We start from the raw sequence: 18,945 nt of genomic DNA, 5'->3' as shown, positions 1-18,945 counted from the left end.
ATGGCAGATACCTCATCCAATAAACCGACCCTTGAGGTCAAAAATCTGCGGGTGGATTTTCCGGGCAGACGCGGCACACTGACTGCCTTGTCCGATGTCAGCCTGTCGATCATGCCGGGAGAAATTCTCGGCGTGGTTGGTGAATCCGGTGCGGGTAAATCCATGACCGGTCTGGCCGTGCAGGGCTTGCTTGAATCGCCGGGACACATTGCTGGTGGTGAAGTTTTGCTCAATGGCCGCCGGATTGATAATCTCAGTGACAAGGAAATGCAGAAAATCCGCGGCCGTGAAATCGGTGCGATTTTTCAGGACCCGCTGACCTCACTCAATCCGCTTTTCACAATCGGATCGCAGCTGGTGGAAACCATTACCCAGCATTTAGCCTTAAATCGCACACAGGCGCTGGAACGGGCGATTTCGCTGTTGAAAGAAGTGGGTATTCCCGCACCGGAAGACCGGATCAATCATTATCCGCACCAGTTCTCCGGCGGTATGCGCCAGCGCGTAGTGATTGCACTCGCGCTTGCCGCAGAACCAAAGCTGATTATCGCGGATGAGCCGACAACCGCGCTCGACGTGTCTATTCAGGCGCAGATCACTTCGCTGTTGCGCCGTCTCTGCAAAGAACATGGCACAGCGGTAATGCTGGTGACCCATGATATGGGCGTGATTGCCGAGACTGCTGACCGTGTGGCGGTGATGTATGCCGGACGTTTGGTGGAAAACGGACCGGTTGAAACCGTGCTGAAAAATCCGAGCCATATGTATACGCGTGGTTTGATGAGCTCCATTCCAGCGCTCGGTAAACGTGTGGAACGGCTCAACCAGATTGACGGCTCCATGCCGCGTCTCGATGCTATTCCGAGCGGTTGTGCCTTCAATCCGCGCTGCGTGAAAGCCTTTGACCGTTGCCATAAGGAACGGCCTGATCTGATGCCGGTTGCCGGCGGATCAGGTGTCAGTGCCTGCTGGCTCAATGCGGGAGCTGCCTGATGAATGATATTGCTATGAAACAGTCACCTGCCGCGCTTGAAGTTAAAGACTTAAGCATTTGCTTCGATGTTTCCGCACCGTGGCTCAACCGTGTGATCGAGCGCAAACCGCGCCAGATGCTGCATGCGGTCAATGATATCAGTTTCAGCGTGCCGCAGGGCGGGTGTTTGAGCCTTGTTGGTGAATCCGGTTGCGGTAAGTCCACTGTGGCGCGTCTGGTGACCGGTCTTTACCGTCCGAGCAATGGCGAAATCCGTTTTGCACCGTCCAAAAACGGTGCGCCGCTGTCGGCACATATGATCTTTCAGGATCCTTATGCCAGCCTCAATCCGCGCTGGCGGGTGCACAGCATTATTGCTGAACCGCTGCGTGAACTGAAACTGCGTAAGACTGAAGCCGAGATCAATGACCGTGTGGAAGAATTGCTGAAAATCGTTGGTCTTGCACCATCGGACGGCAAGAAATTCCCGCATGAATTTTCCGGCGGTCAGCGTCAGCGTATTTCCATTGCCCGTGCACTTGCCGGTGAGCCGGAATTCTTGGTCTGCGATGAGCCGACTTCGGCACTGGACGTTTCCGTACAGGCGCAAATTCTCAATCTGATGCGCAAGCTTCAGGACGAGCTTGGCCTGACCTTCCTGTTCATCAGCCATGATATGAGCGTTGTCCGCCATATGTCGGATCGTATTGCGGTGATGTATCTGGGGCGGATTGTTGAGGAAGCGGACACGGAAACCCTGTTTTCCGATCCGAAACATCCTTATACACGCCTGCTTCTGGAAACGATCCCGAATATTGCCGAACCGCATCGTGACCGTGTCATCGGTGGCGGTGAAGTGCCAAGTCCGCTGAAACCACCTTCGGGTTGTACTTTCCATCCGCGTTGTGCCTTTGCCGACAGCCGCTGCTCGGCAACAAAACCGGAAATGAAAGCCTATGATGACGGCAGTCGCGTTGCCTGTCATCGCATTGGTGAAATCTGAGGTTTAAATTTAGAAGAACCCTCCGTGCCGGATGTCTTCGGATATCCGGCACCATCCGGCAAAAGGCGGCAGAGGTCACTCTGTCGTCTTTTGTTTTTTACCCATTAAAAAGCCTCCGGACATTGCTGGCCGGAGGCTTTTATTAGCGGTGGAGGGTATGGTTTATTTCACACGGGGATAATCATAGGCACCGGCTTTGGAAGTGCGGTATCCGGCACTGACATAGGCTTCTGCGAGTTTGACAGCCGCGGTTACACCGTCAATCACCGGCAGACCGCAGCGCTGCTCCAGCCGCTCGCACAGTTCAGACATACCGGCACAGCCGAGTACAATTGCCTCAGCATGGTCTTCGCGTTTGGCGCGTTCAATTTCCTGCACCAGCATTTCTTCCGTGTGGCAGGCATCGTCTTCCAGAGCCAGCACCGGCATATCAATGGAGCGCACGCGGCGGCAATGATGGGTTGCGCCATATTCCTGCACCAGATCCTCAATAATCGGCACGGAGCGGGGCAGGGTAGTAACGACGGAAAAGCGTTTGGAAATGGTCATGGCAACCTGCACAGCGGCCTGACAAATGCCGAAAACCGGCCCTCCGGCCACTTCACGCGCGGCATCCAGTCCTGGATCATCAAAACAGGCAACGACATAGGCATTAAAGCCCTTCGCTTCACCTTCGCGGATGAGCTGGAGCATGGAAGGTACGGCCATCGCTTCGTCGGCATGACCTTCAATACTGCGCGGGGTGTCTGCCGGATTGATTGCTTCAATGACAGTGGTCGGCAAAGCTGCGCGGCGGGCGCTGCGTTCTGCCTGATCGGTCATGGACTGGGTGGAGTTCGGATTGATAAGGAGTATGCGCAAGGGCTTAGCCTTTATTGGTCAGACGATCCTGAAACGCAGCTAATCCCGGCGATTTCAGAACGAACTGGTTATCAGAAGCGATGTAATTATCGGCATGCAGACGGGCGATTGGCTGATAAGTGTCCGGATTGACGTAACGGCCAGCATCATCCAGACAGTCGCGGCGCACATGCATATGCACAACCTCGCCAAGTACGATGACGCGGCGCTCATAATCAATCAGCCGTTCTACCCGACATTCCATGGAGCACGGCGATTGAGGCAGCCAGCGGGAGCAAACCTGCGCACCTTCCTGCGATGACAGGCCGGCCATTGCCACTTCGTCAACATCCGGCTCAAAGCCGAGGCCGCAAACCAGCATGGCATCGGAAAGCGCCATATCCACCATATTCACGGTAAATTCCTGTGTTCTGCGGATATTGAGTACAGTATCCTTTTCCCGCCCGTCCTGCCTTGTCTGAATACCGAGAATGACAATCGCAGGATCATGAGAAAAGACGTTGAAAAAGCTCATCGGGGCGGCATTGTCCTGCCCGTTTTCCGCGCGGGTTGTGACCAGAGCAATCGGGCGCGGGCCGACAAAATTTGTCAGCAGCCGGTAGCGATCCTGCGGATCCATACGCGTGAAATCAAAATCCATTCATGTTCCCCCGTTTATTGTTGTGGAGTCGGCTCAGCTTAGAAAAATTCGCTAATATTGTCTACAAATATGTTGTCAATAATTTCCGTCTTTGTTTGCAATTAAAGAAAAGAAATTTGCTATATTCAGCGATATGAAGCTGATATATGAGATTGCAAATTCTGAAAGAGACGGAAGGTCTGACTGATGATTGGTGGTTCTGATTACGCTACAGAGCTGAGCGCAATTCGCCCTTGGACAGATATTGCACCGGCAATATCAGTCGCTGAGCGGCTGGAGCGTATTGAAAAAGCCCGCAAGCTGATGGCGGAAAGCGGTGCAGATGCGCTGATCGTCGGCGCAGGCACCAGCCTCAATTATTTCACCGGTATCGGTTGGGGCATGATCGAACGTCTGGTGGCGATGATACTGCCGCTGAAAGGCGAACCCTATCTGGTCTGTCCGGCTTTTGAAGCGGGGTCGCTGGAAGCCGTGCGTGTTATGGATGCGCGCATCCGCCTCTGGGAAGAGCATGAAAGCCCATCTGAGCTGGTGGCACAAATTCTGCAGGACGAGAATTGCAAGGTTCTGGCTATTGATCCGGCGCTGCCATTCGGCATGGCCAGCGGTATCGGTAAAGCTGCACCTTCCGTCACCTTGCAGGATGCAACGGTAATTATTGATGGCTGTCGCAGCGTGAAGTCACCGGCAGAAATCGCGCTCATGAAACAGGCCATGCAGATGACACTGGAAGTGCATCGTCGCGCTGCCCGTATTCTGCATGTGGGTATCAAAGCCAGTACTGTGCGCACATTCATCAATGAAGCGCATAAGGCTATCGGCAGCAATGGCAGCACTTTTTGCGCAGTGCAATTTGGCCGCTCAACGGCTTTCCCGCATGGGTTGCCGCAGGATGATGTGCTGGCCGAAAATGACGTGGTGCTGGTGGATACCGGCTGTCTGGTGCAGGGCTATAATTCCGACCTGACCCGCACCTATATTTTCGGCACGCCGACCTCTGAGCAGCAGCACATCTGGGATATTGAAAAAGAAGCGCAGCTTGCAGCTTTTGCAGCGGCTAAAATCGGTGCAACCTGCGGCTCCGTGGATGATGCAGCACGGGCAGTACTGGAGCGCCACGGTCTGGGGCCGGATTATCAATTGCCGGGTCTGCCACACCGTACCGGTCACGGCATTGGCATGACCATTCACGAGGCACCTTATCTGGTGCGCGGGAATAAGACTGTTTTACAGGCAGGTATGTGCGTTTCCAACGAGCCGATGATTGTTGTGCCGGAAAAATTCGGTATCCGTCTGGAAGATCATTTCTATATGACTGAACAGGGTGCTGAATGGTTCACCGAGCCGTCATTCAGCATGACGCAACCGTTCGGTTAAAAAACTAAAAGCCGCTCAAAACTGAGCGGCTTTTTTGTTTCCGGAGCGTGAATTATTTGCGCAATTCGGCTTCAATTTCATCCAGAACCTTGTCTTTGCCGATGCCGGTCAGAAAGGCCAGACCTTTGATGACCGGTTTGGTCACAGATGCTGAAATCGGTGTGGTGGAGACGATGAAATCCACATTATCTGCAAGAGACGGCACTTCCGTAGCTTTGGCCTGCTGAGCATTGAAAGTGAGGCCGCGCTTTTTCATTTCCTCGGTTACAGTGGCATTCACCGCTGTTGAGGTGGCGATGCCGGTGCCGCAGGCAAAGAGAATAGTTTTCTGTTTAGCCATGAGGTCGCTCCTTATAATATTATTTAACCGAGTAGTTTTTTAAGGTCGTCTGTTGTCTGTGCCAGTTTCAGACCGTCGAGAATCTCCGGTGACTGAATTGCGCCCATAATGGATTGCAGTGTTTCAATCTGCTTGTCCTTGTCATTAATGGCAAGCAGGAACACGGTGCCGACGCCGACTGTTTCATCCGGATCTTCCATATTTGCGAAATCAACCGGTGTTTTCAGCGTGGCCATGGCAATTGCTGCTTTCAGCACATGCTCAGGATCAGTGTGCGGCACAGCCACATTGTCAGTGCGCTCCAGCGGCAGGCCGGTCGGCATAGACTGTTCCCGTTTCACAACCGCATCGGCATAGCTGTCTTTGACATAACCAAGCTGATGCAACCGGCTGGCCAGGAGACGGATAACCTCCTCATTGGTTTTTGCCTCAACGCCGAGCAGAATTGCGTCAGCTGTTAGGGAATTGAAGAGGCTGATAGCCATCCTGTTTCTCCGTTCACTATGAATATTGTGCATTTACCCCGCGATAACGGGGTAAATGCTTGAGATGATTATCAGGCTGCGGCCTGATCTGCAGGTTCATCAGCGGCACCGGCTGCACGTTCCCAGGCCAGCGTATTGCGGCGGTAGAGTACAAACAGAGCAGCCACAACTACAGCCAGCACACCGATACCGGCAACGCCAAGCCACTGAATTGCTTCAATGATAACATATGGAATCCACAGGAAGCCATCGACCACCGAAGTAATCTGCAAGGCATTATCTGGCAGTTTGAAGCCCGAAGAGACGGCGGCGCTGGTGAATAGCGGTGCCAGAGCATTAGCCACATAGAAACCGATTGTCAGCGTGATTGTACCGACAATAACCATGCGGAACACATTGCCTTTCAAAAGCGGGGCGGTGAGCGCCACGATGAAAGGAATAACCGCAAGATCAGCAAACAGGATAACGCGGTTGCCCGGCAGGATAACCGAGAGCAGGATTGCAATCGGCACAAGGATCAGCGATGAAGAAATCGCAGCCGGATGGCCGATCAGGATTGCTGAATCAAGACCGACCAGCAATTCGCGGTCGCCGGTGCGCTTGCGCACAAATTCCTGCGCGGCATCAGATACCGGCAACAGGCCTTCCATCAGGATTTTCACCATGCGCGGCAGCAGCAGCATTACAGCAGCCAGTGTCATACCGGTGCCGAGAACTTTAGCCAGTACCGTGCCGAAATCACCGGCATTGTAGAAAGCGATGGTTCCCAGAACCAGACCGATAATCAGACCGAGCACCACCGGTTCCCCGAAAACACCGAAGCGGCGTTCAATGGTTTCTGTGCTGATATTGACTTTGTTAATGCCCGGAATGCGGTCGAGAACCCAGTTTACGACAATGGCAATCGGCAGAATTTGCGCCGATGCAATATGCGGAACGGAAATGCCCGGCACATCATAGAATTGCTGAACGGCACGCGCTGACCAGTCGGCAAACAGCAGCGACAGCGCGGCAACCAGAGCGGCAATGGCAATACCATAGGCCAGATTGTCAGTCGCCGCGACAACGAGCGAGCCGATAAAGGCGAAGTGCCAGAAGTTCCACACGTCAACATTGAGTGTGCGTGTCCAGCGCATCAGCAACAATGCAATATTGACGGCGATGCCGACCGGAATAACCCACAGGCCGACGGAAGAGCCGAAGGCAATGGCCGCGGCGGAAGGCCAGCCCACATCAACAATGTCACGCTTGATGCCGGTATTGGTAACGATTGCCTGAGCCACTTCACCGATTGAGGTGAACATCAGGCCAAGCACCAGATTGATACCGATAAAGGCAACGCCGATGGTGACGGCGGCACGAAATGCTTTGCCGACCTTTGCCCCAAGGATGACGGCGATAATAAAGATCACGATTGGCAGCAGGACTGTTGGCCCCAGTGTATCAATCGCGGATTTCAAGCCATTCAGGAATTCATTCATATCTCCAAGCCTCCCGGGATATGTAAGAGCGTTATTATGTTGTGATGCAACATTTGTTTTTTAGTTAATACCAAAGTGTATCTGCGAAATTTATATCCAAGTCAATCGGGGGCAAATGTGACCTGAAGAATTTCGCTCTTAATAAGCCGTGTTTTTAGCGGAAAATATACAGAAATTTACGCAGCTCAGAATTTTTTCCTGATGCTGCGCATTGGTTTTCGTGACGCTGCTGCGGCGTGGTTTTACGCTTTTGTACCGTCACCTGCGACTGTTTTACTGCAGATGAATTGAACAGAGGTATTGACTTGAATACAAATGTTCAATACCCGATTATAGAACTGATAAAATCAGACAGAGCGTCAAGCACCCAAAACGCTCTCAGGAGGAACTCATGACCACCAATGTTGCGCTGACAGGGCTTGCCCGCGATATGAAAGCCCGTGCTGATAGCGGCAGGCCAATTCGTATCGGCCTGATCGGATCAGGTGAAATGGGTACGGATATTGTGACCCGTGTTGCGCATATGCCCGGTATCGAGATTGGTGCTATTTCCGAATTGCGTGTGCCGAATGCGCTGAAAGCTGTTGATATTGCTTTTCAGGAAAGTGGTCATGGCCGTGAGGTTAATACTGCATCCGACCTGACAGCCGCTATGGAAGCGCACAAAGTTGCTGTTACTGACAATGCCGATCTGATCCTTGAGAATGATCTGATTGATGTGGTGATCGATGCGACGGGCGTGCCAGCCGTCGGCGCGGAAATCGGTCTGCGTGCCATGGAGCACGGCAAGCATCTCGTCATGATGAATGTTGAAGCAGATGTGACCATCGGCGCTTATCTGAAAAGCGAAGCGGACCGCCTCGGCGTCACCTATTCGCTTGGTGCCGGTGACGAGCCGTCTTCCTGTATGGAGCTGATTGAATTCGTGTCTGCTATGGGACACCCGATTGTTGCTGCCGGCAAGGGCAAGAACAATCCGCTCAATATTGATGCCGTGCCGGACGCCTATATGGAAGAAGCAATTCGCCGTAATATGAATGTGCGCATGCTGGTGGAATTTGTTGATGGTTCCAAAACCATGGTGGAAATGGCGGCAATCGCCAATGCCACCGGTCTGGTGCCGGATAAAGCCGGTATGCATGGTCCGGCTGCAACGCTCGATCAGCTGTCCTCAACCCTGATCCCTGAAAAAGATGGTGGCGTGCTCTCTCGTGTGGGCGTGGTTGATTATACGATCGGCAAGGGCGTGGCACCGGGCGTGTTTGTTGTTGCGGACATGTCCCATCCGCGTATTAGTGAGCGTATGGAAGATCTGAAAATGGGCAAAGGTCCGTATTTCACCTTCCATCGTCCTTATCACCTGACCTCGCTGGAAGTGCCGCTGACCTGCGCCCGCGTCGTGCTCTATGGCAAGCCGGATATGGTGCCGCTGGATAAGCCTGTGGCGGAAGTCGCAGCTGTGGCCAAGAAGGATATGGCGATCGGTGAAACCCTCGATGCCATCGGTGAATATTGCTACCGCGCATGGATCATGACTGCCGGTGAAGCCCGCGCCGCTAAAGCCATTCCATGTGGTTTGCTGCAGGGCGGTATCGTTACTGCGCCGATCAAAAAAGGTGAATTGATCACCTATGCCAATGCCGCTGTGGCTGCAGGTTCCAAGATCGCAGAATTGCGCGCCCGTCAGGACAGACTGGTCTACGGCGCCTGACATTTTTGAATTTGATATATGGCCTCATCAGACCCCCGTTCTGATGAGTGCCTTGAGGAGTAAACTTTGATGGCTCAGGTCAAAAAGGCTCAGACGGACGATGGCGCGAAGGGTGATTTGCGCAATCTGCCTTTTGCTTTCCGTGAATATTCACCGGAAAAGCTGAAAGAAGCGCTGCATAAAATGTATCTGATCCGCCGTTTTGAAGAAGGCGCGGAAGAAAGCTACACGCGCGGTCTTATTCACGGCACTATGCATCTGTCCATCGGGCAGGAAGCCAGCGCTATGGGTATATGCCTGCCGTTGGAAGAAAATGACATGATCGGCTCGACCCACCGTGGCCATGGTCATTGTATCGCCAAAGGTGCTGACATTGGCCGTATGTTTGCCGAGTTCTTCGGCAAGGAAACCGGCTATTGTAAGGGTCGCGGCGGCTCCATGCATATTGCTGATGTTTCAAAGGGTAATCTCGGTGCCAATGGTATTGTCGGCGGCGGTATTCCGATTGCTGTCGGTGCTGCTCTGTCGGCCAAGAAACAGAAAAACGGCAAGGTCGTTATTTCCTTCTTCGGTGACGGTGCCAATAATGAAGGCGCGTTTCACGAGGCGCTGAATATGGCCTCGGTCTGGAAACTGCCGGTGGTTTTTGTTTGTGAAAACAACGGCTATGGCATGTCCACCTCGACCAAACGCTCGACAGCAGTTGAAAATATCGCTGACCGTGCTGCCGCCTATAATATGCCGGGGGTGATTGTGGACGGCAATAATCTCTCTGATGTGGCCGAAGCTGCCCATGAGGCGATTGAGCGGGCGCGCCGCGGTGAAGGCCCGACCCTGATCGAGAATAAGACCTATCGTCTGCGCGGCCATTCCAAGAGCGACCGTAACCGCTACCGCACTAAGGAAGAGATCGAGGATTGGGCAACCAATCGTGATCCGATTGCCCGCTTTGAGGCTGATCTGAAAACCTACGGCCTCATTGATGATGCCGAAATTGAAACAATCCGCACCAATGTCGAAAAAGAGATCGCTGACGCTATCGAGTTCGCCAAGAACAGCCCGTCACCGGATCTCTCCAATCTGACACGCGACGTATACACGGACTGATAGAAAAATGGACACGACAATCCGTGAGTTGAGTTATTCGCAGGCTATTCAGGAAGCGATGGCAATCGCCATGGAGCGCGATGAACGCGTTTTCCTGATGGGTGAAGATATTGGTGTTTATGGCGGTGCTTTTCAGGTCACCGGCGATCTGGTGCATCGTTTCGGTGAAGACCGCGTGATGGATACGCCGATCTCCGAGCTTGGCGGTGCCGGTGTTGCCGTCGGTGCAGCGCTGACCGGTATGCGCCCGATTTTTGAATTCCAGTTCTCTGATTTTGCGGCGCTCGCAATGGAGCAGATCGTTAATCAGGCGGCAAAAATCCGTTACATGCTGGGCGGTGCGGTTTCCGTGCCGCTGGTAATGCGCTTTCCTGCCGGTTCCGGCACCGGTGCTGCAGCGCAGCACAGCCAGAGCATTGAGGCGTGGCTGGGCCATGTGCCGGGTCTGAAAGTTGTCCAGCCTTCCACCCCTTATGATATGAAGGGCATGTTGCTGGCAGCGGTTGAAGATCCTGATCCGGTGATGATCTTCGAGCATAAGCTGCTTTACAAAATGAAGGGCGAAGTCCCTGAAGGTTATTACACCGTGCCGCTTAACAAGGCGAAAGTGGTGCGTGAAGGTACAGATTTGACCATCGTTGCCTCGGCAATTATGGTGCATAAGGCGCTGGATGCGGCTGCTGAACTAGCCAAAGAAGGCATCAATGTTGAAGTGATTGATTTGCGTTCTGTGCGCCCGATTGACCGCGAAACCATTATTGCCAGTGTGAAGAAAACCTCGAAACTGATGTGCGTTTACGAGGCGGTTAAGACATTGGGTATCGGCGCTGAAATCAGTGCGCTTGTCGCTGAAAGCGATGCATTTGATTATCTTGATGCTCCGATCATTCGTCTTGGCGGTGCGGAAACACCAATCCCTTATAATCCTGATCTTGAACGGGCAACGGTGCCGCAGGTGCCGGATATTCTCAAAAGCGCCCGTGAACTTGTGAAGGGGGCGCGCTAGTCATGGCGGTTGAAGTCATCCTGCCTAAAGTTGATATGGATATGGAGACCGGCCAGATTTCGCGCTGGTACGCCAAGGATGGCGATACGGTCACCAAAGGTCAGTTGCTGTTTGAGATTGAAACTGACAAAGCCGCTATGGAAGTGGATGCACCGGCATCCGGCATTCTCGGCGATGTGTCTGCTGCGGAAGGCGCAGTTGTGCCGGTCGGTCAGGCTGTTGCATGGATTTATGCTGAAGGCGAGGAGCGGAAAGCTGCCAGCAAACCGGTTTCAGAATCGGCTGTTGAACCGCAAATATCGCCTTCAGTCTCTGAAGCCCCCGCTGTGCAGCCGGTTGTTACCCCCGCGCCGGTTGCACAGACTGAAATTGCAGGCATTCGTGCAACACCGCTGGCGCGCAGGCTGGCAAAAGATGCAGGTCTTGATCTGAGTGCGGTACAGGGTTCCGGTCCTAAAGGCCGTATTCAGAAGAAAGACATAGAGTTCAGCTTGGCGGCTGCGACCCCTGTTGCTTCGCCGGTGCAGGCCACTGCACCTCGTCCGGTACTCACATCACCGGTGCAAGCTGCGCTCAATGCGGTCTGGTTGCGCCAAGGTGAAAGCGGGCAGTTGCCAATTGTGCTGATCCATGGCTTTGCGTCAGATCTCAATAGTTGGCGCATGCTGCTGGCCGGCGGTACTTTACGCAATCCGGTTTTGGCGCTTGATCTGCCAGCCCATGGCGGCTCACCGCGCTACGTGCCGGAGAGTATTGATGCGATTGCGGCCAGTGTGGAAGCAACACTGGCGGCGCATGGAGTTGAAGCCTGTATTCTGGTCGGTCATTCGATGGGTGGCGCTGTTGCGGCTGTCACAGCCGCGCGCGGCATTGCTGATGTGCGCTCGCTGGTGCTGATTTCCTCTGCCGGTCTCGGCCCGCAGATCAATGGTGCATTCCTCAATGGTCTGGTACAGGCCAAAAGTGAAGCAAGCATTGTACCTTGGCTGAAAGAACTGTTTGCCGATGAGAATATGCTCTCCAGAGCCTTCATCAATGCGACGGTTGCGCAGGCACAGGATACGGAATTGCGCGAAGCGCAGGCCGGTATGGCGGCGCATTTATGTGCGGACAATACGCAGACATTTGAAATCCGCTCAAGCCTTGAGGGGCTGGTAATTCCTGTACGGCTGATCTTCGGTGCGCAGGATCGCATTATTCCCGTGGCTCATGCCCATGGCCTGCCGGGAGAAGTTGGTGTGCATGTGTTCCGCAATTGCGGACATATGCCTCAGCTGGAGCAGCGTGATGCTGTGCTGCGTATCATTGGCGAGTGCAGCAGGGCAGCACAATAAAATTGCAGAAAACAGGCTGCATACCGTTCCCTCTGTATAGCCTGTTTTTCTGATCCCACCCCCGCCGGATGCAAGGCTTTCCTTTCCATCCTGCGGGGGATTTTTAATTTTAATTCTGTGATGGCTGCGTGAGTGCAACGGCAGGATTGTCTGCGCCGAGTGCACGCTGCACTGCCGCGCGTGCCGAGGCAAAATCCGGCATCACCCAATTGGGTTCCTGTCCCAAAAACTTGTCGAGAAAGGCGATGGCAAAACCCGGCATTTCAGACGCATTTTCTTTATACGTCCACCAGGTGCGCAGATCATTGGCGCTCTGGTCAATATCGGGGCTTATGCCGAATTCCTGTTCCTGTATCGCGGCAATCGCACAAATACAGTAATTGGTATAGAGAAAACCTTCCGGCCAGAAACGGATGATTTCGTTCAAATTTTCCATCTCGCCGGTCAGAACTTTATCCGGCGCATTCACGGCTCTGGCGGGGCTGAGGCGGATCAGTTCTTTAAGAACCAGACCGGCGGCAAAAATAATGAAATCCTTGCGGTCAACAGCAGCATAATGCTTGTTCTGATTGACCAGCTCGATCCAGTTGAGAAAGGCTTCCGTCAGGCGTTTTTCATCAATATCATAGCGCATACCGGTCATTTCGGTAATCAGACCGGCATGTTTACGCAAAGTCGCCCGAAACCAGCGCAGTTGACGCAGCCTGTGCCGTAAATCAGGCACATTTGCCATCTGGTTTTTGAATAGCAGATCCATCATGAGCTCTTTCTTGTATCGGTCTTTTATGCGGGCACTTTATTGACAGTAATCATAAGCGATGACAGGAGAAATGTCATGGTCCATTCGCTTTGACCTGCGTGTAATGAATTATACATATTGACATTGAAAAAAACAAATGTTCTCTAATTCACTCGGGAGAATGAGCTGATGACGGGTTCAGAGGCAGTCGGGAGGATATCGTATGGCGATATGGCAATGGGCATTATTAGCTTTGGCATTGCTCTGGGGTTTCCAGTCGCTGGGTGTCTGGTTCCAGATGCGTCACTATACCGATGTCATGAAGGGCATCAGCAATAAATACAAAGACGGATATGTTGGTGCCGGCCATGTGCGCGGGCGTTTCGGTAAGGGCGTTATTGTTCTGATCGTGGTGGATCGTGATCTGGTTGTGCGCAGATTGCTGGAGATGAGCGGTCGTACAGTCTTTGCCAAATTCACCCGTCGTGATGCTTTTGAAGGGCTGACACTGACCCAATTGCGGGAGCAGCTGGAACAGGACGTATTTCAGCCGGCTGTGGCACATGCGGTGCGTTCTGCAATCGAGCAGGCCGAAAGGCTGGCTGATACGTCTGACGGAGAGACCGGATTAACCGGTCTGAAGATAGCGGAAGCCTGAACTAAAAAAGAGTAGGGGAGGCCGCATGTCCGGTGCGGCAATCAGGGAGGTAATATGTCAATTACAGCAATGTTGGCACAACATGCCGACGTCACCATGCAATCCCTGCATCATGCGGGGGGGCTGGTATCCGACGCAGTGTTAAACGCAGGGCTGCACAGCAAAATGGCGGTGCAGCAAAGTGGCAATGATCTCGTGGTATTGGCGCAGGCCAGCACCGATACGGGAACAGCGGCTGCAACCGGCGGCAATATCACTGTCGATCAGTTCCGTGAACGCCTGCAAAATGTGCAGCAGGAAGAACAGCTCGGCTGGCTTACCGCTTTGGGTAAACACTTTATTGGTGTGTTCCAGAAGGGTGGCGAGGTTCTGACCGGCTTTGTTACCGGCATCATTCCGACACTGATCGTGCTGATGACCGCTTTCTACGCGATCACCGAACTGGTGGGAGAAAAGCGCGTGCATGGTCTGGCGCGCGGTGCCGGACGTATCGCGCTGACCCGTTATACGGTTTTGCCTTTACTTTCTGTTTTCTTCCTGACCAATCCGATGGCCTATACATTCGGGTCGTTTCTCGCAGAAAAGCATAAGCCTGCATTTTACGATGCTGCGGTTTCCTATGTGCATCCGCCGCTTGGTCTGTTCCCGCATATCAATCCGGGCGAGTATTTCGTCTGGGGCGGCATTCTTGTGGCTCTGCTGGAGCTGGAAAAGAAGGGCGCAGTGCCGGGCGGTTATCATATCACTGTGGCCATCTGGTATGCGCTGGTCGGTCTCGTAGTGATCCTGCTCAAAGGTATGCTGACAGAACGTATTACCGCCATTATGGCGCGCCGTCAGGGCATTGAGCTCTGAGGGGCGGGAGGGGAACATGGCAAAAACCTATAAATCCGTAACAATTAATCCGGGTTCCGGCGGCTGGGGCGGCCCGCTGACCATTCAGCCGACCGAACAGCGTAACAAGGTTGTTTCTGTCACCGGTGGCGGTATTCACCCGATTGCCCGTCAGATTGCAGACCTGACCGGTGCTGAAGCGGTTGACGGCTTTAAAAGCCCGCCGATTGAAAGCGAAATGGCTGTTGTAATCGTGGATTGCGGCGGCACGGCACGTTGCGGTGTCTATCCGCGCAAACGCATTCCGACGGTTAATGTGATGCCGGTCGGTCAGTCAGGACCATTGGCACAGTATATTACCGAAGATATCTATGTGTCGGGTGTGAAGTCTGAAAATATTGCCCTTGCAGATGGTTCCGCACCGGCGGCTGCCGCTGCGGCACAGACCAAGGCTGAGGCACCTGCTGCTGCACCGGTTGAACAGCCTTCTGAGGGCGGTCTGATCGGCTTTATCAGCAGTGTCGGCCGTGTAATGGGCGGTATTGTCGGCGTATTCTTTAATGCCGGTCGCCGTACCATCGATCAGGTTATCCGTAACGTATTGCCGTTCATGGCTTTCGTTACCATGCTGATCGGTTTCATCCTCTATACCGGTATCGGCGATATTCTCGCACAGCCGCTGGGGCCGCTTGCCAATAATATTATCGGCTTGCTGATCCTCTCCGCAATCTGCGGTCTGCCGTTTCTGTCGCCGGTTCTCGGACCTGGTGCGGTGATTGCGCAGGTGGTTGGTGTGGCAATTATCGGGCCGCAAATTGCCAATGGTACAATTGCTCCGGCAATGGCTCTGCCTGCACTGTTTGCCTATAACACGCAGGTCGGTTGTGACTTCGTGCCGGTTGGTCTGGCATTGGGTGAAGCCAAGCCGAAAACCATCGAGATCGGTGTTCCTGCGGTTCTCATCAGCCGTCAGATCATGGGGCCGGTTTCGGTGCTGATTGCATGGGCTGTGAGCCTGATGGTTCTTTAAAATACACAATACAAAGAGCGGTCTGGTCGCCAGGGACTGACCGCTCTTTTAATACTAATTTGAATGACAGATTGAAAGGTTCCGCCATTATGACAATTTCTCTTAAAACGCGGATTACCGCTGTGGGTCCTGAAGTGGCGGATCTGGCTGAAGGCGGCGTAGTTATCCTGTTTGCTGACGGCTCTCCGTCAGAGCTGGCTGAGGTTTCTGTGCTTCATGCGGTGGAAGACCAACCGTCTGCAGAAGCCCCTGCTACCGGCGCAAAGATCAGCATCGGTTCTCTTGAGGCGACTATCACTTCTGTCGGCTCCAGCGCGTGGCAAAAAGTGCTGGATATCGGCCATGTGGTGATTTCGTTCAACGGTTCTGAAAGCACCGAGCGTCCGGGAGAAATTTGCGCTTCCGAAGTGGATACGCAGGCGCTGGTGGCACAATTGCAGGCCGGCGCCGCTATTATCATTCACGCATAATATTTAGACGACTGAAACAGGTATAGCATGGAACGCTCGACAATCGTACGGGTGCATGAAGGTTTACATGCACGGCCGGCTACCCGCTTTGTGAAGCTTGCCAAGAGCTTTGAATCGGACATTGAGATTGCTAAAGCGGACAAAAGTGTCAGCGCAAAAAGCTCTGTGAAGCTGATGCTGCTCGGGGTCAAGGAAAATGACACGGTGACCGTACGAGCCGAAGGTGCAGATGCGATTGAGGCACTGGAAACGCTGATCGGCTATCTGGAAAATCCGCTGTCGGGTCTGGATGAAAATGCGGATGCTCCTGTTGTTGCGAGCGCGCCTGCATCTGTTGAACCAGTAGTTCCGGCTGTTACGGTGGCAGAGCCGGAAGAGACCGGTTTTATAGCCGGTATTGCGGCCAGTGAAGGCGTGGCAATTGGTGAGGCCTATCCGTTTTTCCCGCCGGAAATCTCTGCTGATAACCGCACGTTGAAAACCTCTGAAATATCCGCAGAACTTGCCCGTTTTCATGATGCTGTCGCGCATGTTCAGCAGCGTATGGATGCGGAGCTGAAAGCGGATAATCTTGCCGAGAGCGATCGCGGTATTATTGCGGCATTGAAGGATATTGCTGCGGACGAGACTTTGCTTGATGAAGCAACAGGACTGATCCGTGGCGGGCTGGATGCGCTCTCCGCCATGCTCGGTGCCAGTGCAGCCGTTGCCCGTCAGTTCTCAGAGATTGATGACCCTTATCTCAACGCCCGTGCTGATGACGTGCAGGCCGTTGGCCGTCAGATTTGTCTGGCGCTTCTGGGGCAGCAGGATATCAGTCTGGAAGCCTTGCCGGATGGCGCTATTCTGATTGCTGAAGATATCGGTGCATGGGATTTCGCCCGCGCACCGCTGAAAAAGATCGGTGCGATTGTCTGTGGCCATGGCGGCGCAACTTCCCATGTGGCGATCATTGCCCGCACTCATGGTATTCCGGCGGTGCTCGGTCTGGGTAAGGCGGTGCATCAGTTGAAAGATGTGAAGCAGATTGCTGTTGACGGCAGTAAAGGCCGTGTCGCGCCGGATCCGGATGAAGCAATCTGCGCGGATTTCAAGCAGCGTATTGCAGACGCGAAGGCTGAAAAACAGGCTTTGGAAGCCTATCGTACCATGATCCCGCAGCGGGCCGATGGTACAGTAATTGAAGTTGCCGCCAATCTCGGTGCGCTGGAAGAGATTGAGGTGGCGCAGGCTGCCGGTGCAATGGGCGTTGGCCTGTTCCGTACCGAACTGCTGTTCATGAAACATATGCATCTGCCATCGGAAGATATGCAGACAGAAACCTATTCAGCGTTGCTGAAGGCTTTTGCACCTTATCCTGTGATTGTACGCACGCTTGATATTGGTGGTGACAAGCCGATTGCCGGTATTGAATTTCCGCAGGAGGAGAATCCGTTTCTCGGCTGGCGCGGTATCCGAATGTGTCTTGACCGGCCGGATATTTTCAAGCCGCAATTGCGTGCCCTGCTGCGTTCTGCCGTGCATGGTCAGCTTAAAGTCATGCTGCCGATGATCTCGGATGTGGCGGAAATCCGCGCAACCAAAGCTTTGATTGAGACATGCAGACAAGAACTGCTCAGTGAGGGCAAGGCTTGCGGTCAGTTTGACCTTGGTGTGATGATTGAAACACCTGCTGCTGTTTTTGCTGCACAACAGCTGGCACAGGAGGCCGCTTTCTTCTCAATCGGCACCAATGATCTCACCCAATATGTTATGGCTGCAGACCGGCTTAACCCAACCGTTGCCAAGCTGAATGATGTTTCACATCCGGCGGTAATGGCTGCCATTGAGATGACTGCAAAAGCGGGCGTGCAAGCCGGTATTATGGTGGGAATGTGCGGTGAGGCGGCAGCACGACCGGATCTGATTGCAGAATTTATCCGCATGGGGCTGACAGAACTGAGCATGAGCCCCGCTTCCATCCCGCGGGCAAAGAAGCTGATTTCTGAACTAAAATAAAAATAAACACCGCTGCAAAACGCAATGTTGCAGCGGTGTTTTTGTCTTTACGGCAGATGAAAAATCAGTGTGGCAAACAGTTTTTGCAGAGCCGCTTCATCCTTGTTCTGCAAGCTTTCAAGAATACGCTCGCCGCGTGCTTCCACTGCCAGCAGGGCGCTTTCCAGATTATCAATATTTTCCATATCGACCGGTTTGGCCGTTGCCAGTCCACAGGCCAGACTAATGGCCGCAAAGCCTGAAATCAGAGCTTGTTCGGACAGGCTGCTGGACTGGCGCACCGGCTGCTGGCGCAATATTTCCTGAAACAGCGCCGTGCACAGTCTGGCAGTCTGCTGGATCACATCAGTTTTCGGGTCATGCAGGCGGGCAATATCCGCACTATAGCGCTGTTTCATATGATTATAGACCGACATGAAAACGGCTTCCTGAATCAGCACATTTTCTGCTTTGTTGCGGCGTAACACGGCCTTGGTCAGATAATACATATCGCGATGAAACGCGCGCTGCCCTTCCTGCCCGCTTGTGAAATAGAAGCTCAAACCCTGCACATCCGGCGCAGTGTCATGAATGGACGGATTGTCGGAAACCAGAGAAATCGAGATATTTTCAGCGGTGCTGAATGCTTTATCCATCACTGTTGCCGCAACATGTGCAGCACGGTTGAGGACAATATCCGGCAGGATTGCCGGTTCCGCAGCCTCATTCTGGCCGTGACGGGTACGGCGCAGGGCATAACGCAGGCCTCGCAGCTTGTCTTTGATACTGACGGCGATGTCGTTCGGAATGTCCTGATGCATGGTCGTTCATCCTGCGCGCATGATGCGGGTATAACCCGAAATGATGACGGGATTATTGTTTCTTCATGGCTGAAAAAGCAATAAGCTGCGCGCAGAAA

19 protein-coding genes are annotated in these 18,945 nt (G+C 53.4%); 12 read left to right on the top strand and 7 right to left on the bottom strand.

Features of this window, described 5'->3' with window-relative positions; genetic code table 11:
- Positions 1 to 993 (top strand): ABC transporter ATP-binding protein, encoded by a 993-nt coding sequence (locus tag JNC80_RS01425; RefSeq protein WP_022709820.1) that lies wholly within the window; start codon positions 1 to 3, stop codon positions 991 to 993.
- Positions 993 to 1,976 (top strand): ABC transporter ATP-binding protein, encoded by a 984-nt coding sequence (locus tag JNC80_RS01420; protein ID WP_075654231.1) that lies wholly within the window; start codon positions 993 to 995, stop codon positions 1,974 to 1,976. Before JNC80_RS01425 ends, JNC80_RS01420 begins: the two co-directional genes overlap by 1 nt.
- A 162-nt stretch (positions 1,977 to 2,138) precedes the next feature.
- Here JNC80_RS01420 and JNC80_RS01415 read toward each other — a convergent pair whose 3' ends face one another.
- Positions 2,139 to 2,837, bottom strand: coding sequence for an aspartate/glutamate racemase family protein (locus JNC80_RS01415; RefSeq protein WP_022710192.1), 699 nt, complete (start codon positions 2,835 to 2,837; stop codon positions 2,139 to 2,141).
- A 4-nt stretch (positions 2,838 to 2,841) separates the two neighbouring features.
- Complete coding sequence (locus tag JNC80_RS01410; protein WP_022710191.1) at positions 2,842 to 3,477, bottom strand: flavin reductase family protein; 636 nt, start codon at positions 3,475 to 3,477, stop codon at positions 2,842 to 2,844.
- Positions 3,478 to 3,663: 186 nt separating this feature from the next.
- On the opposite strand from JNC80_RS01410, the gene JNC80_RS01405 reads away from it, so the two are divergent.
- The gene (locus JNC80_RS01405; protein ID WP_376709275.1) at positions 3,664 to 4,854 is read left to right on the top strand and encodes a M24 family metallopeptidase; all 1,191 of its coding nucleotides are present in this window, start codon (positions 3,664 to 3,666) and stop codon (positions 4,852 to 4,854) included.
- Positions 4,855 to 4,906: 52 nt separating this feature from the next.
- Here the strand turns inward: JNC80_RS01405 and JNC80_RS01400 are convergent, their stop codons facing one another.
- From JNC80_RS01400 to JNC80_RS01390, 3 genes are all read right to left on the bottom strand, one after another.
- The gene (locus tag JNC80_RS01400; RefSeq protein WP_022710189.1) at positions 4,907 to 5,194 is read right to left on the bottom strand and encodes a PTS sugar transporter subunit IIB; all 288 of its coding nucleotides are present in this window, start codon (positions 5,192 to 5,194) and stop codon (positions 4,907 to 4,909) included.
- 23 nt (positions 5,195 to 5,217) lie between these two features.
- Positions 5,218 to 5,679, bottom strand: a complete 462-nt coding sequence (locus tag JNC80_RS01395; RefSeq protein ID WP_376709274.1) for a PTS sugar transporter subunit IIA — start codon at positions 5,677 to 5,679, stop codon at positions 5,218 to 5,220.
- A 71-nt stretch (positions 5,680 to 5,750) separates the two neighbouring features.
- Complete coding sequence (locus JNC80_RS01390; RefSeq protein WP_022710187.1) at positions 5,751 to 7,160, bottom strand: PTS galactitol transporter subunit IIC; 1,410 nt, start codon at positions 7,158 to 7,160, stop codon at positions 5,751 to 5,753.
- 391 nt (positions 7,161 to 7,551) lie between these two features.
- On the opposite strand from JNC80_RS01390, the gene JNC80_RS01385 reads away from it, so the two are divergent.
- The 4 genes from JNC80_RS01385 to JNC80_RS01370 all read left to right on the top strand — a co-directional run bounded on the left by JNC80_RS01385 (position 7,552) and on the right by JNC80_RS01370 (position 12,318).
- On the top strand, positions 7,552 to 8,871 hold the full coding sequence (locus JNC80_RS01385) for an NAD(P)H-dependent oxidoreductase (RefSeq protein WP_376709273.1): 1,320 nt from the start codon (positions 7,552 to 7,554) through the stop codon (positions 8,869 to 8,871).
- A 69-nt stretch (positions 8,872 to 8,940) separates the two neighbouring features.
- Entirely contained in the window at positions 8,941 to 9,978 is a 1,038-nt protein-coding gene (locus JNC80_RS01380) for a thiamine pyrophosphate-dependent dehydrogenase E1 component subunit alpha (protein ID WP_116086585.1), read from the top strand.
- A 7-nt stretch (positions 9,979 to 9,985) separates the two neighbouring features.
- Positions 9,986 to 10,984, top strand: coding sequence for an alpha-ketoacid dehydrogenase subunit beta (locus JNC80_RS01375; protein WP_022710184.1), 999 nt, complete (start codon positions 9,986 to 9,988; stop codon positions 10,982 to 10,984).
- A 2-nt stretch (positions 10,985 to 10,986) separates the two neighbouring features.
- Complete coding sequence (locus JNC80_RS01370) at positions 10,987 to 12,318, top strand: acetoin dehydrogenase dihydrolipoyllysine-residue acetyltransferase subunit (protein ID WP_376709272.1); 1,332 nt, start codon at positions 10,987 to 10,989, stop codon at positions 12,316 to 12,318.
- 109 nt (positions 12,319 to 12,427) lie between these two features.
- Here JNC80_RS01370 and JNC80_RS01365 read toward each other — a convergent pair whose 3' ends face one another.
- Positions 12,428 to 13,075, bottom strand: a complete 648-nt coding sequence (locus JNC80_RS01365; RefSeq protein WP_075654240.1) for a hypothetical protein — start codon at positions 13,073 to 13,075, stop codon at positions 12,428 to 12,430.
- A gap of 205 nt (positions 13,076 to 13,280) precedes the next feature.
- On the opposite strand from JNC80_RS01365, the gene JNC80_RS01360 reads away from it, so the two are divergent.
- The 5 genes from JNC80_RS01360 (at position 13,281) to ptsP (ending at position 18,047) form a co-directional block, all read left to right on the top strand.
- On the top strand, positions 13,281 to 13,715 hold the full coding sequence (locus tag JNC80_RS01360) for a transcriptional regulator GutM (protein ID WP_376709271.1): 435 nt from the start codon (positions 13,281 to 13,283) through the stop codon (positions 13,713 to 13,715).
- A gap of 54 nt (positions 13,716 to 13,769) precedes the next feature.
- Positions 13,770 to 14,570: a PTS glucitol/sorbitol transporter subunit IIC gene (gene srlA / locus JNC80_RS01355; RefSeq protein ID WP_376709270.1), complete on the top strand. Its 801-nt coding sequence runs from the start codon at positions 13,770 to 13,772 to the stop codon at positions 14,568 to 14,570.
- Positions 14,571 to 14,586: 16 nt separating this feature from the next.
- Positions 14,587 to 15,579 carry a PTS glucitol/sorbitol transporter subunit IIB gene (gene srlE, locus JNC80_RS01350; RefSeq protein WP_075654241.1) on the top strand — a complete coding sequence of 331 codons (993 nt, stop codon included), beginning with the start codon at positions 14,587 to 14,589 and terminating at the stop codon, positions 15,577 to 15,579.
- Between the two features lie 89 nt (positions 15,580 to 15,668).
- Positions 15,669 to 16,049 (top strand): PTS glucitol/sorbitol transporter subunit IIA, encoded by a 381-nt coding sequence (locus tag JNC80_RS01345; protein ID WP_121993897.1) that lies wholly within the window; start codon positions 15,669 to 15,671, stop codon positions 16,047 to 16,049.
- Between the two features lie 27 nt (positions 16,050 to 16,076).
- The gene (ptsP, locus tag JNC80_RS01340; protein WP_376709269.1) at positions 16,077 to 18,047 is read left to right on the top strand and encodes a phosphoenolpyruvate--protein phosphotransferase; all 1,971 of its coding nucleotides are present in this window, start codon (positions 16,077 to 16,079) and stop codon (positions 18,045 to 18,047) included.
- Between the two features lie 47 nt (positions 18,048 to 18,094).
- On the opposite strand, the gene JNC80_RS01335 is transcribed toward ptsP, so the two are convergent.
- Positions 18,095 to 18,847 carry a hypothetical protein gene (locus JNC80_RS01335; RefSeq protein ID WP_376709268.1) on the bottom strand — a complete coding sequence of 251 codons (753 nt, stop codon included), beginning with the start codon at positions 18,845 to 18,847 and terminating at the stop codon, positions 18,095 to 18,097.
- Positions 18,848 to 18,945: the final 98 nt, after the last annotated feature.

The sequence above is a fragment of the Pseudochrobactrum lubricantis genome (genome assembly GCF_041929865.1).
Taxonomy (GTDB): Bacteria; Pseudomonadota; Alphaproteobacteria; order Rhizobiales; family Rhizobiaceae; genus Pseudochrobactrum; species Pseudochrobactrum saccharolyticum.
Note: the sequence above shows the minus strand (reverse complement) of the source record. Positions and strands in the feature narration are given on the sequence as shown.

Excerpts from the sequence above, each read along its gene's own strand:
- JNC80_RS01425 (WP_022709820.1), top strand. The coding sequence starts at position 1 with ATGGCAGATACCTCATCCAATAAACCGACCCTTGAGGTCAAAAATCTG.
- JNC80_RS01420 (WP_075654231.1), top strand. The coding sequence starts at position 993 with ATGAATGATATTGCTATGAAACAGTCACCTGCCGCGCTTGAAGTTAAA.
- JNC80_RS01410 (WP_022710191.1), bottom strand. The coding sequence starts at position 3,477 with ATGGATTTTGATTTCACGCGTATGGATCCGCAGGATCGCTACCGGCTG.
- JNC80_RS01405 (WP_376709275.1), top strand. The coding sequence starts at position 3,664 with ATGATTGGTGGTTCTGATTACGCTACAGAGCTGAGCGCAATTCGCCCT.
- JNC80_RS01400 (WP_022710189.1), bottom strand. The coding sequence starts at position 5,194 with ATGGCTAAACAGAAAACTATTCTCTTTGCCTGCGGCACCGGCATCGCC.
- JNC80_RS01395 (WP_376709274.1), bottom strand. The coding sequence starts at position 5,679 with ATGGCTATCAGCCTCTTCAATTCCCTAACAGCTGACGCAATTCTGCTC.
- JNC80_RS01390 (WP_022710187.1), bottom strand. The coding sequence starts at position 7,160 with ATGAATGAATTCCTGAATGGCTTGAAATCCGCGATTGATACACTGGGG.
- JNC80_RS01385 (WP_376709273.1), top strand. The coding sequence starts at position 7,552 with ATGACCACCAATGTTGCGCTGACAGGGCTTGCCCGCGATATGAAAGCC.
- JNC80_RS01380 (WP_116086585.1), top strand. The coding sequence starts at position 8,941 with ATGGCTCAGGTCAAAAAGGCTCAGACGGACGATGGCGCGAAGGGTGAT.
- JNC80_RS01375 (WP_022710184.1), top strand. The coding sequence starts at position 9,986 with ATGGACACGACAATCCGTGAGTTGAGTTATTCGCAGGCTATTCAGGAA.
- JNC80_RS01370 (WP_376709272.1), top strand. The coding sequence starts at position 10,987 with ATGGCGGTTGAAGTCATCCTGCCTAAAGTTGATATGGATATGGAGACC.
- JNC80_RS01365 (WP_075654240.1), bottom strand. The coding sequence starts at position 13,075 with ATGGATCTGCTATTCAAAAACCAGATGGCAAATGTGCCTGATTTACGG.
- JNC80_RS01360 (WP_376709271.1), top strand. The coding sequence starts at position 13,281 with ATGGCGATATGGCAATGGGCATTATTAGCTTTGGCATTGCTCTGGGGT.
- srlA (WP_376709270.1), top strand. The coding sequence starts at position 13,770 with ATGTCAATTACAGCAATGTTGGCACAACATGCCGACGTCACCATGCAA.
- srlE (WP_075654241.1), top strand. The coding sequence starts at position 14,587 with ATGGCAAAAACCTATAAATCCGTAACAATTAATCCGGGTTCCGGCGGC.
- JNC80_RS01345 (WP_121993897.1), top strand. The coding sequence starts at position 15,669 with ATGACAATTTCTCTTAAAACGCGGATTACCGCTGTGGGTCCTGAAGTG.
- ptsP (WP_376709269.1), top strand. The coding sequence starts at position 16,077 with ATGGAACGCTCGACAATCGTACGGGTGCATGAAGGTTTACATGCACGG.
- JNC80_RS01335 (WP_376709268.1), bottom strand. The coding sequence starts at position 18,847 with ATGCATCAGGACATTCCGAACGACATCGCCGTCAGTATCAAAGACAAG.